Here is a 14880-nt window from a genome sequence, read left to right on the forward strand (position 1 = left end):
TTTGCAAAATTACTAAAAAATACTGATAAATCGGAACTATTTTGTTGGAAATGATGCCAAAAGCATCAAAAAAATGAAGATGTGATGCTTTTCAGTGCTATTATCCATGGATTTGCAGTTGAACTTTATCCGCATTTGTCTGCAAGAACCCGCATGCGACTTGTCTGTGTGGAGGAGTTTTTTCTCATGCCGATTCTTGCAGATTGGTGCGGATTCTTGCGTGAGCCTCTCAATGGGGAGAATTAGAAAACTCACGCCTTTTTTCCCCTCAGAGAATCGCTTGTATGAAGAAAAAAACAGTGGATGCGGAAAAAACACAAGAATTCTGTATTTTGTTATTATACTGATAGTCAATATGATAGGTTTTGTTTGTGATAAAAGTATGATAAAAACACTGCCATTCGTTACCTTTCGGTGCGCAGTTCGTAACGAATGGCAGTGTGAAAGATAGTGTTTTGACATGCAAAAGGCTACCTTTGGCACTCCGGTAAGCCACCTTTGGCGTCATGGACAGCATCTTTTTTGGTCACGGGAAGCCGTTTTCTTCTGATTATGATAAATAGAGCATTAGAAAACCCATGTGTTTTTTCGCGACAGCCGGCAATGCTTTTCGCGCTTTAGGAATGACCTTTTGTTTTCCCGGCTGTCGTTGTCGGGAAATTTATTCCTAACCAACTGCAAAAAAGGTTAAGATAGCTTGCTTTCCGAGGCGTTGTCTTGCAGGATTTGGAATTTTGTCTTACTTTTGCATGCGCAAGCCGCATAGCGATATGTTTTCGCAATGATGAGTGTGGGTGGCACCCTTTCTCGTCGTGTATTTTGAACAACACATGTTTAACTTTTGACAAAGCTATTATTATGAAAAGACATCGGTTATTTTTCGTTGCAGTAATGCTTCTCGTGATGTTTGCAGGCATTTCCTGCAAAAACGACAAGGCTTCCGCCGTGCAAGAAGAAGTATATCTTAAGTTTGACAGTGTGGAATGGCATGATTCAGCCACTGTCAGCCCTAACGGCATCACACGTGTGGATTACAAGTGTGTGTTCCCTGTTTCGGGCAGCAAAGCCTTGAAGGATAGTATGGTACGATGGATTTGCGAGCAATATGGCGATTCCATGTTCAATGTCTCTGTCAATATGAAAGCACTTTTGGAAAAGATGGGACGCAAGCAAATCACCGTTGACAAGGCAGAGCTTGCGGAAATCGTGGCTCACCGCGGTGCTGACGACAAGTTCCCTTTGGAGTATGCGACAGACATACGTACCAATGTGGAGTATGAAGACAGCAATTTTGTCACACTTTCATGCCAGACTTACAAATATATGGCAGGCGCTCATGGCTCGACAGTCAGCAATGCCATAACATTCTCCAAGAAAGACGGCAGCCGTTGCGGATGGGACCTCCTCGCAGATATGGACAAAAATGAGATAGCAGGCAAGATAAAGGCAGGATTGAAGGAGTATTTCAAGATAACGGAACCGAATTCCGACAGCAAGCTTCGTGAAATGCTTATGGGCATAGACGATGCTGACTACAAGGACAATTTCCCTCTGCCGGCGTATCCTCCATATCTCGTGAAAGACGGTGTGGCAGTGTTGTACCAGCAGTATGAGATAGCACCATATTCCGCAGGCATGCCGAAATGCGTGATAAAGCCATGACAGGCATCTGTCTGATCCCTATGCAGCAATGCGGCGGATGTGTGCGCTTTTTGCGGTTGGGATATAAGATAATTGTACTTTTTGACTGTGCACTTTGGAAACGAAACACATGTTTCACTTTCCAAAGTGCATTTTGCGTTTTGTAGGCTGTTTGCATGTTATGGGAGTTGCAATGCTCAAAAAATCTTAAAGAAACCCAATCTTTCGTGCGAGTTTTGTTTTTGTAAGTATATTTTTTATATCTTTGCACTTGAAACATGCATGGTGGCTATGACTGCTTTCAATGGGCGGTTGCCGCCGTTAGGTTGTAGAAAATGGTTTTTATGCCAGATATTAAAAACAGACCGAACGTCATTGATGTCGTTATAGGCACAGGATTTGGTGCAGGATTCTGGCCATGGGGGCCGGGGACAGCCGGAGCTGCCTTGGCAACCCTGATATGGTGCCTGTATTCTGGAGCGCTTGCCGGACTTGGAATGCCAGTGGTATGCTCGTCATACCAAGAGGTGTTGTGCGTCACGGCAATGCTTGCTGTTGTCTCTACGCTTGCCAGCATTGCGCCGATAAACCGTCTCGAGAAACATTGGGGCGCAGACCCTTCGAGGGTTGTCGTGGACGAAATGGCAGGTGTATGGGTCACTCTCCTTGCCGTTCCCGCGACAATGGAATGGCAGTATGTCCTTGGGGCATTCCTGCTTTTCCGTATTATGGACATAGTGAAGCCTCTCGGCTGCCGTTGGTTGGACAAGAACATCCATGGCGGCTGGGGCGTCATGCTTGATGACATACTTGCCGGAGTGTATGGCGCGGTGGCTCTTTGGGGCATCAGGACGGTGGCTGAAATGTGGTGGTGATGGGCAGGAACGGTGTAAAAGAGTTCAGCAAGGCTCAGGTTTCGTCATTGCTATCCACTTTCTGCGACTTTGTGGCGACGGCAGGAGTGTTCAGTCTGACGCATCATGTCGTGGCAAGCACGGCATTAGGCGCATTCACCGGCGGCGCAGTCAACTGCAGCATAAACTACTGCTGGACGTTCAAGGGCACATGCAGGACGAAGAAAGGGGTGCTGTGCAGATATGTGGCAGTGTGGCTGGGCAGTGTCATGTTTAACACGGCAGGCACGGAATGGGGCGTCAAGTTAGTGCGGTGCTCAGGACTTTGGCCAGACCAAAACCTCGGACTTGTGATGATGGTGAAGGCGATTGTCGCCGTGGTGGTGGCTGTAGCATGGAATTTTACGACACAGAAATATTACGTTTACAAGAAATAATGAAACTTTACGACAGCATAAGGGACGGCATTCAGCACCTTATATATAAAGTCATAGACCCGGGAGTGAGGGCGGCAGTGAAGATAGGTATAACGCCAAACGTTGTGACAACGCTCGGCATGCTCGGCAATGCTGCCGGAGCGGCAATGCTTGTCTATGCCGCACTCTATGCGGAGAAAGGCGACTATTCTCTCGTAGGGTGGGCAGGAGTCGTAATCATTGTGTCTTCGATAATGGACATGGTGGACGGCTACATGGCACGCACGGCAAACATGTGCACAGTGTTCGGTGCATTCTACGACTCTGTCCTTGACCGCTACTGCGAACTGCTGACGCTTTCAGGACTGGCATTCTACTTCATGCAGACCGGGCATCCATGGGCTGCGGTGGTGACATTCTGCTCCCTGATAGGCAGCATCATGGTCAGCTATGTCCGTGCGCGTGCCGAAGGACTTGATGTCGAGTGCAAGGTGGGGCTTATGCAGAGGCCGGAACGTGTGGTGGTGACTATACTTGGCATGATTCTCTGTGGCTTCTGCGGCTCGCTTGTAGGTTTTGACGCGCTGTGGTTCGTTGTGGTTACGCAGGCGGTAATTGCCGTTCTTGCCAACTATACGGCGTTCTACCGTATACTGCATGTCAAGAACAAGCTGTGATTCATGAAAAGAAAGAAATGTAATGGAACTGAACAAGACAGTAAAAGATACATCACTTATACTATTGCCCGTCGTCATCTTCATTGCTGTGTATTTCCTTCTCGGGCTGTTCCCTAACTACAAGTTCGGGACAGTGGACACGGAAGGGGTGTACAATCTGGAGAAAGCACTCTTCGGAATGACATTGGAGGATGGCACGAGGGTGATACCTTCGGAATATTTCCGCATCCACCATTGGGCTGTCTTTGACGTGCTGTCGGGACTGTTCTATCTGTGTTGGGTGCCGTTGCCGTTCATCTATGCGATAGTGCTGTATTTCCAAGGCAGGCAAGACCTTGCGCGGAACATCACATGGGCATTCCTGATGGTCAATGTGGTGGGCTTCATCGGATACTACATATACCCTTCCGCACCGCCGTGGTATGTCATGGACCATGGATTCAATGTGATAACGGACACAAAAGGTTCTGCGGCAGGCTTCGCAAACTGTGATGCGATAACGGGAATACAGTTCTTCCATAATTTCTATGACAAGAACGCGAATGTCTTTGCGGCAATCCCGTCATTGCATTCCGCCTACAATCCGATAGCGTTCTACTACGCTATGAAGAAGCCGCGTAACCGCATCTGGCAGACCGTCCTTGCCATTGTTTCGGTGGGAATATGGTTCTCCGCTGTTTATAGCGGACACCATTATATAATAGATGTGGTACTCGGCATACTGGCATCTGTAGCCGGAATAGCCATATATGAGCGGTTCATCAAGAGAATGTGGGAAAAGTGATTCCGCAAAGATGCTTTCCGGAGCAGGATGCGGACATGAATATAATTCTATATAACACTAACATATTAACTTCAAAAGTAATTATGACAAAATCAAATGTAAAGCCGGCTACCAGCAAACTTGGCGTTATGGTTGTTGGCTGCGGAGCAGTCTCCACAACGTTTATGACAGGTGTGCTCATGGCTCGCAAGGGTCTGGCAAAGCCTGTTGGCGCAATGACGCAGTATGACAAAATCCGTGTGGGCAAGGGCGATGACAAGAAGTACCTGTCATACGGAGAAATCGTGCCACTCACAGACCTCAACGATATTGTATTCGGTACTTGGGACGTATATCCTGCAAACGCTTTCGAGGCAGCAGTCAATGCTGATGTGCTCAAGGCAAAGGACATTCTCCCTGTCCAGGATGAGCTGGAGAAGATTGTCCCAATGACAGCTTGCTTCGACAAGGATTTCGCTGCGCGCCTTGACGGAACACACGTGAAGGACTGCAAGACACGTTGGGAGATGGTTGAAGCTCTTCGCAACGACATCAAAGAGTTCAAGGCTATCAACAATTGCGAACGCATCGTGATGCTTTGGGCTGCTTCCACAGAGGTTTATGTGCCAATCAACATGGCAGTGCATGACACACTTGAGCATCTTGAGGCTGCCATGAAGGCAAACGATACAAAGAACATCGCTCCTTCCATGTGCTACGCTTATGCTGCTCTTGCCGAGGGTGCGCCATTCATCATGGGTGCTCCTAACACAACAGTAGACATCCCTGCAATGTGGGAGATGGCTGAGAAGACTCAGATGCCTATCTGCGGCAAGGACTTCAAGACAGGACAGACTCTCGTAAAGTCCGGTTTCGCTCCTATCATCGGCACACGCTGCCTCGGCCTGAACGGATGGTTCTCAACAAACATCCTCGGCAACCGCGACGGTCTTGTGCTCGATGAGCCTGCCAACTTCCGCACAAAGGAGGTTTCAAAGCTCTCTACTCTCGAGTCAATCCTCATGGCAGAGAAGCAGCCTGACCTCTATACAGACTATTACCATAAGGTGCGCATTAACTACTACCCACCTCGCAACGACGAGAAGGAGGCTTGGGACAACATCGACATCTTCGGATGGATGGGCTACCCTATGCAAATCAAGATCAACTTCCTCTGCCGCGACTCTATCCTCGCTGCTCCGGTATGTCTTGACCTCGTGCTCCTTTCTGACCTCGCAGCACGTGCAGGTAAGGTTGGCACACAGCGTTTCCTCTCATTCTTCCTGAAGTCTCCTATGCACGACTATACAAAGGGAGAGGTTCCTGTAAACCACCTCTACCAGCAGTACACTATCCTCAAGAACGCCATCCGTGAGATGGGCGGCTATGAGGCTGACGAGGAACTCGACTAAAAACACTTGAATGGTAAAAAGATTTTTCATTTCATGCGTCCTGCTGCTTATGGTAGCAGCAGGCGCATTTTCTCAAAAGATAACAGGCGTTGTCGTTGACGCTGCCACAGGAGACAGCATTCCAATGGCAGGCGTTGTCTACCGCACCCATCATGTCATGGCTGCGGCGGACTATAACGGACGTTTCTCCATTGCAAGGCACAATGGATGGAAACTTTATTTTACCGCTATGGGCTACAAGACGAAGGAAATCCTCGTCAACGAGAAGACCAAAAACCATATAGTGGTAAAGCTGAGGCCGGACACAAAGCAACTCCAAGAGGTCGTTGTCAAGTCAAAACGAGGCAAGTATTCACGCAAGAACAATCCTGCTGTGGAACTCATGAAGCGTGTCATCGCTGCAAAGAAGAAGACTGACCTTGACAATAACAGCTATTATGAGTTCTACAAATACCAGAAACTTACGCTTGCCAAGAACAATGTCTCTCCTGAAGACATTCAGGAACAAAAGGAGAAAGGCAATAAAGATTGGCTTGTCGACCAGATAGAGGTTTGCCCGATGAACGGCAAACTGATATGCCCTGTGCAGATTTCCGAGACGGTTTCCCGAAAAGTGTACAGGAAAGACCCGCGTGCAGAGAAGACCACTGTCCTTGGAGAAAGCTCCACCGGTGTGGCGAACCTTGTGGAGACAGCAGGAAACATCCTTGATGCATCGATGAAGGACATCTTCACCGATGTGGACATCTACGATGACCAGGTGCGCCTCCTGCAGTTCCCTTTCACCTCGCCGATAGGCAAGGATGCCATCGGTTTCTACCGCTACTACATTGTCGACACCTGCCTTGTGGACAAAGACGAGTGCATCCGCCTGACATTTGTTCCTAACAACCAGCAGGACTTCGGATTCCGTGGCGATATATGGGTGCTCAACGACTCCACGCTGCATGTCCGCAAAGTGTCGCTGACCATACCGAAGAAGTCGGATGTCAACTTTGTGGACAACATGAAGATTGAGCAGGAGTATGTCAAACTGCCTGACGGGCAGTGGGTGCTCGATACAGACAACATGCTTGTCGAACTGAAACTCAACCGCATGCTTAACAATGCGGTGGTGATAAGGACCACAAAACTCTCCAACTATAGTTTCAAGGAACTTCCGAAACGTGACTTCCGTGGCACGGCAACGCATGTCGTCGACCAGGATGCACGTAACCGTGGAAAGGATTTCTGGAACCAGTTCCGCACGGTGCAGCTGACCAAGTCCGAGGAGAGCGTGGGCGGATTCGCCAAGAGTGTGGCAAACATTCCGGGAATGAAGACCGTCCTCTTTGTGCTCAAAGCCTTCATGAACAACTATGTGGAGTGTACTCTCAGTGATTCCATACCGTCAAAGTTTGACATCGGTCCTGTCAACACAATCGTCAACAAGAACATTGTCGACGGATGGCGCTTCAGGCTTTCCGGACGCACCACTGCCGCATTGAACAACCATCTCTTCTGGAACGGCTATGTGGCTTACGGTGCGGAGAGTGCGAAATGGTACTATTCGACGCAGTTCACGTGGTCTCTGAACAAGAAGCACAGAGAGCCTTGGGAGTTCCCTATACGCCAGTTCACTTTCCGTTCGGAATATGACATCATGTCACCGTCGGACAAATTCCTTCTGACAAACAAGGACAACATGTTCATGGCGTTCAAGACGCGTGAGGTGGACAAGCTCTATTTCTACAACCGCCAGCAGCTTGAATTCAAGTACGAGACACTTGCAGGCTTCGCAACGACCGTAGGTCTGAAGACCGAAGGCATCAAAGGTGCGGCTGAAATGCAGTTCCACGCGATTGACGGTACACCGTTTGACAAGGAAATACGTACCACAGAGGCGCACATAGGGTTCCGTTTCGCCCCGGGAGAGACCTTCATCAACACAAAGCAGCGCCGCTACCCAATCAATCTCGATGCGCCAATCTTCGCCATTGACCATACCGTTGCCGTGGACGGAGTGCTTGGAGGAAAGTACAAGATGAACTTCACGGAGGCATCAATCTACAAGCGTTTCTGGCTCAATTCATGGGGAAAGCTCGACATCTATGTAGCAGGAGGAGCACAGTGGGACGTTGTCCCGTTCCCATTGCTCATCATGCCGCGCGTCAACCTTGGATGGTTGTCACAGCCGGGAACATACACATTCCAGCTGATGAACAACATGGAGTTCCTCAATGACCGCTATGCCATGTGGCATGTGTCCTGGGATCTTAACGGAAAGCTCTTCAACCGCGTGCCGTTGCTTAAGAAACTGAAGTGGCGTGAGTTCATCTCTTTCCGCGGAATGTACGGCAAACTGACCAACAAGAACAACCCTTACCTGCAGGAAAACATGGGAAGCGACATCCTGTTGCAGTTCCCTGTCGGATGTAACATCATGAGCAGCAAGCCTTATGCGGAAATATGCGTCGGTGTGCATAACATCTTCAAGTTCCTTGAGGTAGACTACGTCCACCGTCTCTCCTACAACGACCTTGACACAGCCATAAAGAATGGTGTGCGCTTCGCCATAAACATGACATTCTAAAGGAGTGGGGTGTAGGTGTTTTTTAGGGTCAGTACTGTCCTTATTGTCAGAATTGACAGTACTGACCCTAAAAAAATCCCTACACCCTTAAAAGGGCTAACCCCACAAAGGTCAGCAAACCATTAAGCATAAGTAGTTCGTAACCGAATTGGTATCCAAGGAGGTTGCGAACTATTTCGTTTATAATAAAGCACATGACCGGTGCCATGACGCATACAACGGGTACAAATTTGTCCTTCACACTGTACTTTGTGAACAGTCCGAAGGCAAACAGTCCCAGCAGCGGGCCATAGGTGTAGCCGACAACAGTATATACAAGATTGATGACACTCGACGAGCCTATGCTGCCAAAAAGCACCACGGCAAGCGCAAACACCACGGCAACTCCGATGTGAACCCTCTTGCGCAGCTTCTCATTCTGTGTGTTCTCGCATATATCCACACAGAAACTTGTTGTCAGTGAGGTAAGGGTGGAGTCGGCAGTGGAGAAGGATGTAGAGACAATCCCTATAAAGAAAAGCACCGCCGCCCATGTCCCGAGCTCTCCAGTGGCAGCAAACATAGGCAGCAACTCGTCACCTTTCTCCGGCACCGGGACACCGTCCTGCCGGCACAGCATCAGCAGCAACACACCAAGGAACAGGAACATGGCATTTACAGGCACAAACGCCATGCCGTAGGAACACATGTCCTTGCGCGCATCATGCAGGGTTCTGCATGTGAGATTCTTCTGCATGACATCCTGGTCAAGACCTGTCATGACAATCACGGTGAAGATTCCTGAGACAAACTGTTTCCAGAAATTCAGTGTGGAGCCAAAATCATCGAAGACAAAGATGCGCGACCGGCTGTCGTCCCATACCGCCTGCCAAAGTTCGGCTAACGGCATGCCCAGCTTTTCGGTGACGGCAACAATGATAAGCCCTGCCGAAACGAGCATGCACGCCGTCTGCAATGTGTCCGTCCACACCAATGTCTTTATGCCTCCACGCCGTGTATAGAGCCATATCATGGCGACAAGTCCCGCCACAGTAGCCCCAAAAGGGATGCCGTAACCGTCAAGCACAAACGTCTGGAGCAGCATGCACACGACGTAGAACTTTATCGCCGAACCGGACAGCTTCGACAGAAGGAAGAACCATGCACCGGTCTTGTAGCTGCGCTTCCCAAGCCTTTCCCCGAGATAAGTGTAAATGGAGGTGAGGTTCAGCCGGTAATACAACGGCAGGAGGATGTACGCCACGGCAAAGTAGCCGAACACAAAACCCATGCACATCTGCAGGTACGTCATCTGCTGCGTCATCACCATGCCGGGGACAGACACAAAAGTCACGCCCGACACACTTGCGCCGACCATGCCGAACGCCACCATGTACCACCGCGACTGCCTTTCCGCACGGAAAAAAGCGTCATTGCCCGCCTTCCCGGAGGTAAGTCTGCCGAAAAGGAAGAGCAATGCAAAATAGATTATAATTACAGTAAGTATCATTCCGCTTGCAAATTTCGCAATATTTCTCCATATATGCAAGCAAATCAAAAGTTTTTTCCACCGCTTCCTTTGGCGGCTTGCCACCGGTCAGGCAGTGGCAGAGAATGCTCTGCAAGGCATTCATCCGAGCCATTGCCCTATGCGCTTCTTCACAAGCGATGTCTCACAAAGGATGCGTATGAACTCCTTTGCACCCTCTTTCTTGTAACGGTCTTTAAGCATTTGCACACAGCCTTCCATGCGGCAGCCCTCATGATTGATGGGTATTGCGCGCAGTTCCTCGCTGTCCTCCGTGGCGGATGCCGACAGGATTGTGCATATTCCGGTGTTCCTCACAAGGCGCAGCAGCGGCGTCACCTCGTCCATTTCCACCCTGACATTAAGCTCCGCAGTGTCCGGCATTATGGAATCCAGTATGTTGCGAGCCTGCAATCCCTTCGCCGGCAGTGCCACAGGGAAGCCGGAGAGGTCGGCAATGGTGACATGACTCTTCCTTGCCAATGGATGGTCGCGGCGCACAATTACCGACAGACTGTCCTCAAAGAGTATGTGCGACTCTATCTTCGGGTAATGCCCCTGTGGACGGAACGACAGCACGAAGTCAAGTTCACGCAGTGAGAGGCGTTCGATAACCTCCGCCATAGGTTTGTAGATGATGTTCAGGCGTATGTTGGGATAGCGGCGCATGAATTCCTTCAGCGTCTCGTGCATCACCATGTTGAACGAGTGGGTCACACCGATGTTCAGTGTGCCGCACCGCAATCCTCGGAGGTCCTCTATGCGTTGTGCGCAGTCGTCGGCAGCCTGCACCGTCTTTTCCGCAAACGGCAGCAGTTCCATGCCCGCCTCTGTCAGCGTCACCTCATGGGAGTTGCGGAAGAAGAGTGTGCTGCCGAGGGTGTCCTCCAGCTGCTTTATGGTCTGTGAGAAGGTGCTCTGCGTCACGCACATCTTGCGTGCCGCCTCAGAGAAGTTCAGGCATTTTGCCAGTGCGATGAATGATTTCAGATGTCTAAGTTCCATGAATCTTCAGACGATTAATGTTTTTGTTTATTGGTGTCCGGTAAAAAACAATGACAATCAGGAAAGATTTTACATATCACCATCTTATGAGGTTTTTCTTTCAAAATGGTCTTGTCTCGGGAACCGCGTCAGCGGTGACAAGAGAGTAGCTGTGGGTAGCACCCGCAGATTGTAATACAAAACACCAAACAACGACCGATTTATCGGTCGAACAGCCCTACGGTACTCACTTTTATTCGACCGATAAATCGGTCGCGCACAGAGCGTTGCTACATTCCGTGGGTGCTACCCACGGCTACTTTCTTGCCACCGCTAACGCGGTTCTCTGCCCGGAAACATCCGGACATTGCATATACAATCAGAGATGTATTTGCGTTTTATCGGACGCCAATAGTTTTTTTATTGGTGTGCAAAGATAATGCCAACCGAGTGCAATAGAATTCATTTTAAATTGCCGAGGTGCAGCTTATTTTATGCAAAGATAATGCCAACCGAGTGCAATAGAATTCATTCTGAATTGCCGAGGTGCAGCTTGTCTTATGCAAAGGTAATGTATTTTTCCGTAAACAGCAACAGTGTGGCGTTTTTTCAGCGTGTGGCAGAGAAGGAATACCGTTTGAAACAGAATATCGGCACTGTCACACCGAGGAACATCAGCAGCACTATCGTGCAGCAGACAAGCCCGTTATAGTTCAGCAGATACAGCTGGTGCATGAACTCACTCTCTGAGGTATGCTGCACGCAGGCGATGAGTGCCTGCATGGCGCGGTAGGCATACATGCCCGGAATCATAGGGAGGAGGGCAGGGAAGGACATGCTTTCCGCCGGTGCCTTCCAATGAGACGAGACGGGGATTGACAGCAGACCTATGACGAGGCTGCCGATGAAGCCGGCGGGGATTATAGTGACGCCAAACTGCCCTGTCAGCAGAGTCCTTGTGGCATGGCCCGCAGCGGCGAGGATGGCGCATCCTGTGAACGCCTTGACAGGCACATTGCTTATGCTTCCGAAGCCTATTGCGGCTATTGCGGCAAAGAATGAATCTTCGATTATTGGTAACATGTTGTGGTAGTCGTTATGTGTGGGGAAATAAAGTGAAATCTTTCTCTTTGCAAAAGGTAACGGTTTGTGCTGTAAAAGGTAACCTTTCGTATGGTAAAAGGTAACACTTTGCAGCGCGAAAGGTTACCTTTTGCTTTGTTGTCTGTAATGTGTTGATTATCGGAATGTGATTGTTGTTGCCCGGTAAAGCGCAAATACATCTCTGATTGTGTATGCAATATCCGTATGTCTCTGTGCAGAGAACCGCGTTAGCGGTGACAAGAGACAAGACCATTTTGAAAGAAAAACCTCATAAGATGGTGATATATAAGAGCTTTCCTGATTGTCATTGTTTTTTACCGGACACAAATAGAATGTAATATCTTTACTATTGTCGTTCGTCAGAATCCTTGGAAACTCATCAATGCAAGTCCGAGGTAAAGCCCTATGGACAGGCATACGGTGATGGTTATGGCATGGACGAAACGGCTCATGGCACAGATGTGATGCCCGTTGATGAGGTCGCTGACAGCGTTGAGGTACGGAATGCCGGGTATGAGATAGAGCACACTTGTGCCTAACGCTATGTCGGGAGTGCTGCCTATGTCGAAGACATAGCATGAGCAGGAGAGCACCGAGGAGACGCAGGCTGCAAGAATTGTCGCTATGCGCATGTCGACGCCATGCCTCCTGCAGAGCACACTTCGCAGGTGGAAGCCGCAGACAGTGGCAAGGAAGACAATGCCCATAGCTTGCCCATCGCCTTCGAAAAGACGGCAGAACGATGCGTTTGCGAGGGCGGCAAGCAAGGTCACCGCCCACAAGGGAATCCTTGCAGCATGGGTGATTCTTCGGTACTGCCTCATGGCGACAGGCAGCGGTGTGCGGCGGTCAAGGCAGTTCCAGCTGAGTTTGCTCAGTGCGCTGACGGTGGAATAGTTGATTACGCTGCCGCTGATGGCCTTGCTGCATACCTCCGTCGTTCCGCTCTCGTCGTCCTTCAGCACCACTTCCACATGCCGCGGGTAGATGCTCACTTCCGCATTGCCGCCGTAAGCCTCCGCCATGCGCCCGACATTCTTCTCTATCCTCACCGTCGCCGCGCCGCATTCCAGCAGTGTGGTGGCGTAGCTGCACAGGAATGTCCCGAGCATTCCGGCATTGCTCCCCTTATTCGTCCTCATCCTCCCAGTCGTAAATGTCACTGTCGTCCCACTCCACGATGTGGTGCTTGTGGTTGAAAATGGCAAGCCGGTGGCATACTGTGCTTCCGAAAACGATGAGCAGTACCAGTGCCGCGCATCCTATGATGAGCCATGCGGCGTAAGGGTTTTGGATTGTAGCTGTCATGATTGAATGTTGTCTTGTTTATGATTTCGGGTGCAAAGTTACCGCTTGCCGTCGGATTGTGGAAGCTCCTGTATGCGTTTGTTCGAATAGCGGCTATCGGAAAATATGATTATAGTGGAGATAAAAATGTCTTTTCTTGATTTCAATATGCTGTGTTAACATTTTAAAGTACACTTTTGTGTATACTTTGCAGAGCATCAATCAAAAAATCACTTTTATTCTATGTAAGTTTCAAAACCATTTGTAACTTTGCACTCGAACAAAACATAAAACCTATGGAAAGATACAGCAGGAATCGCATTTACGTCAATGCGGAAGAGCAGAAAAAAGTCAGAAATACCCGTATCCTTTTAGGAGGTGTCGGTATTGGCAGCATCATAGCGGAATGCGCTTTGCGCTTCGGTTTTGAGAATATCACCATTGTAGATGGTGACAAAGTGGAGTTGAGCAACCTCAACCGTCAGAATTATACTGAGGGGGATATTGGCACATGCAAGGCAGAAGCACTTGCCAAAAGACTGCTGAGCATAAACCCTTCTGCCGGCATAGCTTTCGTGAATTCTTTCATTGACCATGAGAATGTGGAAAGCCTTGTTAAAGGACATGACATAGCCATCAATGCTTTGGATTTCAAGAGCGACATTCCTTTTGTTTTTGACGAAATATGCTCGCGGGAACATATTCCTGTGCTCCATCCTTATAATTTCGGATGGGCAGGATTCCTTACAATAGTCAAGCCTGAAGGCTACCGGCTGACGGAATTGTCAAAAGAATATCGTGGTTTTGAACTGAAGGTCGCCGAGTATGTATCGAATTATGAAGCCTTCTGGAATCTTCCAAACCAATGGCTGGCAGGCATTGTTGAGAAATACAAGCGTGAAGCTGCGGTGCTGCCACCTCCACAATTGTCTGTTGGTTCTTGGATTGCAGCCGGTCATTGTGTCAATGCCATGTATAACATTGTTGCAGGCAAGGAGGTGAAGTATTTCCCAAAATTCTATTTGTCATCATTGATGTGCGAGACTGCACGTTGATTGGGAATAACTATATGAGTTTGTAGTTTGTGGCATAAGAGAGGGCTTCTGCGATGTTCCTGACTCCAAGTTTCACAAACAAAGTTCTTTTGCAGGCTTTTATCGTATCAATGGATTTGCATAGGTTGTCAGCAATTTCATTCATAGTGTAGCCTTGGGCGGAGAGTATCAGGACGTCACGTTCTATGCCGCTTAAGGTTACATTATTTTTTACAATCCATTTGTGTTTGTCGAGTGAGTACTCATAGTATGTTTCTGAATCCGATTTCCTCATTACAATATGTCCCGGAGTGCTGCGTGAGGACATTGCCACAGTACATAGCGCTAACCAGATTCTTCCGTCCTTTGTCAGTATCATAGGGGTAAGGTTGTGGTTTATCAACTGTCTTTTTCGCCCTGTGATGAAGTGGAAATCATAAGAAATGGTATAGTCAAGACGTTCTCCCACCGGAATGGTCCCAAAGAGGTTGAACCCGCTTCTGTTTATTTCAATGAGCATCTTTTGCTCCTCTTCCGGTACATGGTCCACATAAATTTGGTAACCGAATTCCCTGATTTTGTCAGCCGGCACACCGCACCAATTTGCAAGATTCTCCGATACATAAAGG

Annotated in this window: 14 protein-coding genes; 8 read left to right on the forward strand and 6 right to left on the reverse strand. The window is 48.9% G+C overall.

All coding sequences use genetic code 11. The features are described 5' to 3' along the window. The first annotated feature begins 858 nt into the window (after positions 1-858). The 7 genes from E5358_RS13040 (at position 859) to E5358_RS13070 (ending at position 8335) form a co-directional block, all read left to right on the forward strand. A complete protein-coding gene (locus E5358_RS13040) occupies positions 859-1662 on the forward strand; it encodes an RsiV family protein (RefSeq protein WP_135940614.1) in 804 nt (267 codons plus the stop codon). A 323-nt stretch (positions 1663-1985) separates the two neighbouring features. Continuing rightward, entirely contained in the window at positions 1986-2516 is a 531-nt protein-coding gene (locus tag E5358_RS13045) for a phosphatidylglycerophosphatase A family protein (RefSeq protein WP_135940615.1), read from the forward strand. Next, positions 2516-2932 (forward strand): GtrA family protein, encoded by a 417-nt coding sequence (locus tag E5358_RS13050; RefSeq protein ID WP_135940616.1) that lies wholly within the window; start codon positions 2516-2518, stop codon positions 2930-2932. Before E5358_RS13045 ends, E5358_RS13050 begins: the two co-directional genes overlap by 1 nt. Then, a complete protein-coding gene (locus E5358_RS13055; RefSeq protein ID WP_135940617.1) occupies positions 2932-3588 on the forward strand; it encodes a CDP-alcohol phosphatidyltransferase family protein in 657 nt (218 codons plus the stop codon). The genes E5358_RS13050 and E5358_RS13055 overlap by 1 nt, the downstream gene beginning before the upstream one ends. A 22-nt stretch (positions 3589-3610) precedes the next feature. Continuing rightward, on the forward strand, positions 3611-4372 hold the full coding sequence (locus tag E5358_RS13060) for a phosphatase PAP2 family protein (protein WP_135940618.1): 762 nt from the start codon (positions 3611-3613) through the stop codon (positions 4370-4372). Between the two features lie 83 nt (positions 4373-4455). Further along, on the forward strand, positions 4456-5763 hold the full coding sequence (locus tag E5358_RS13065) for an inositol-3-phosphate synthase (protein ID WP_135940619.1): 1308 nt from the start codon (positions 4456-4458) through the stop codon (positions 5761-5763). A gap of 10 nt (positions 5764-5773) precedes the next feature. After that, positions 5774-8335 carry a DUF5686 family protein gene (locus tag E5358_RS13070; RefSeq protein ID WP_135940620.1) on the forward strand — a complete coding sequence of 854 codons (2562 nt, stop codon included), beginning with the start codon at positions 5774-5776 and terminating at the stop codon, positions 8333-8335. 79 nt (positions 8336-8414) lie between these two features. On the opposite strand, the gene E5358_RS13075 is transcribed toward E5358_RS13070, so the two are convergent. The 5 genes from E5358_RS13075 to E5358_RS13095 all read right to left on the reverse strand — a co-directional run bounded on the left by E5358_RS13075 (position 8415) and on the right by E5358_RS13095 (position 13238). After that, positions 8415-9824, reverse strand: coding sequence for a sodium:solute symporter (locus E5358_RS13075; protein WP_135940621.1), 1410 nt, complete (start codon positions 9822-9824; stop codon positions 8415-8417). Positions 9825-9944: 120 nt separating this feature from the next. Beyond that, positions 9945-10847, reverse strand: coding sequence for a LysR family transcriptional regulator (locus E5358_RS13080; RefSeq protein ID WP_135940622.1), 903 nt, complete (start codon positions 10845-10847; stop codon positions 9945-9947). A gap of 588 nt (positions 10848-11435) precedes the next feature. Then, complete coding sequence (locus E5358_RS13085) at positions 11436-11909, reverse strand: threonine/serine exporter family protein (RefSeq protein WP_135940623.1); 474 nt, start codon at positions 11907-11909, stop codon at positions 11436-11438. A gap of 380 nt (positions 11910-12289) precedes the next feature. After that, on the reverse strand, positions 12290-13072 hold the full coding sequence (locus tag E5358_RS13090) for a threonine/serine exporter family protein (protein WP_135940624.1): 783 nt from the start codon (positions 13070-13072) through the stop codon (positions 12290-12292). Further along, complete coding sequence (locus E5358_RS13095; protein WP_135940625.1) at positions 13059-13238, reverse strand: hypothetical protein; 180 nt, start codon at positions 13236-13238, stop codon at positions 13059-13061. Before E5358_RS13095 ends, E5358_RS13090 begins: the two co-directional genes overlap by 14 nt. A 275-nt stretch (positions 13239-13513) precedes the next feature. On the opposite strand from E5358_RS13095, the gene E5358_RS13100 reads away from it, so the two are divergent. Then, a complete protein-coding gene (locus E5358_RS13100; protein ID WP_135940626.1) occupies positions 13514-14272 on the forward strand; it encodes a ThiF family adenylyltransferase in 759 nt (252 codons plus the stop codon). Positions 14273-14282: 10 nt separating this feature from the next. Here E5358_RS13100 and E5358_RS13105 read toward each other — a convergent pair. Continuing rightward, a partial coding sequence (locus E5358_RS13105) for a helix-turn-helix domain-containing protein (protein WP_135940627.1) occupies positions 14283-14880 on the reverse strand: 598 nt, incomplete at its 5' end.

The organism is Palleniella muris (genome assembly GCF_004792655.1).
Classification (GTDB): domain Bacteria; phylum Bacteroidota; class Bacteroidia; order Bacteroidales; family Bacteroidaceae; genus Prevotella; species Prevotella muris_A.

Bases quoted from the DNA above. Each gene is read 5' to 3' on its own strand.
- E5358_RS13040 (WP_135940614.1), top strand. From the start codon at position 859: ATGAAAAGACATCGGTTATTTTTCGTTGCAGTAATGCTTCTCGTGATG.
- E5358_RS13045 (WP_135940615.1), top strand. From the start codon at position 1,986: ATGCCAGATATTAAAAACAGACCGAACGTCATTGATGTCGTTATAGGC.
- E5358_RS13050 (WP_135940616.1), top strand. From the start codon at position 2,516: ATGGGCAGGAACGGTGTAAAAGAGTTCAGCAAGGCTCAGGTTTCGTCA.
- E5358_RS13055 (WP_135940617.1), top strand. From the start codon at position 2,932: ATGAAACTTTACGACAGCATAAGGGACGGCATTCAGCACCTTATATAT.
- E5358_RS13060 (WP_135940618.1), top strand. From the start codon at position 3,611: ATGGAACTGAACAAGACAGTAAAAGATACATCACTTATACTATTGCCC.
- E5358_RS13065 (WP_135940619.1), top strand. From the start codon at position 4,456: ATGACAAAATCAAATGTAAAGCCGGCTACCAGCAAACTTGGCGTTATG.
- E5358_RS13070 (WP_135940620.1), top strand. From the start codon at position 5,774: ATGGTAAAAAGATTTTTCATTTCATGCGTCCTGCTGCTTATGGTAGCA.
- E5358_RS13075 (WP_135940621.1), bottom strand. From the start codon at position 9,824: ATGATACTTACTGTAATTATAATCTATTTTGCATTGCTCTTCCTTTTC.
- E5358_RS13080 (WP_135940622.1), bottom strand. From the start codon at position 10,847: ATGGAACTTAGACATCTGAAATCATTCATCGCACTGGCAAAATGCCTG.
- E5358_RS13085 (WP_135940623.1), bottom strand. From the start codon at position 11,909: ATGTTACCAATAATCGAAGATTCATTCTTTGCCGCAATAGCCGCAATA.
- E5358_RS13090 (WP_135940624.1), bottom strand. From the start codon at position 13,072: ATGAGGACGAATAAGGGGAGCAATGCCGGAATGCTCGGGACATTCCTG.
- E5358_RS13095 (WP_135940625.1), bottom strand. From the start codon at position 13,238: ATGACAGCTACAATCCAAAACCCTTACGCCGCATGGCTCATCATAGGA.
- E5358_RS13100 (WP_135940626.1), top strand. From the start codon at position 13,514: ATGGAAAGATACAGCAGGAATCGCATTTACGTCAATGCGGAAGAGCAG.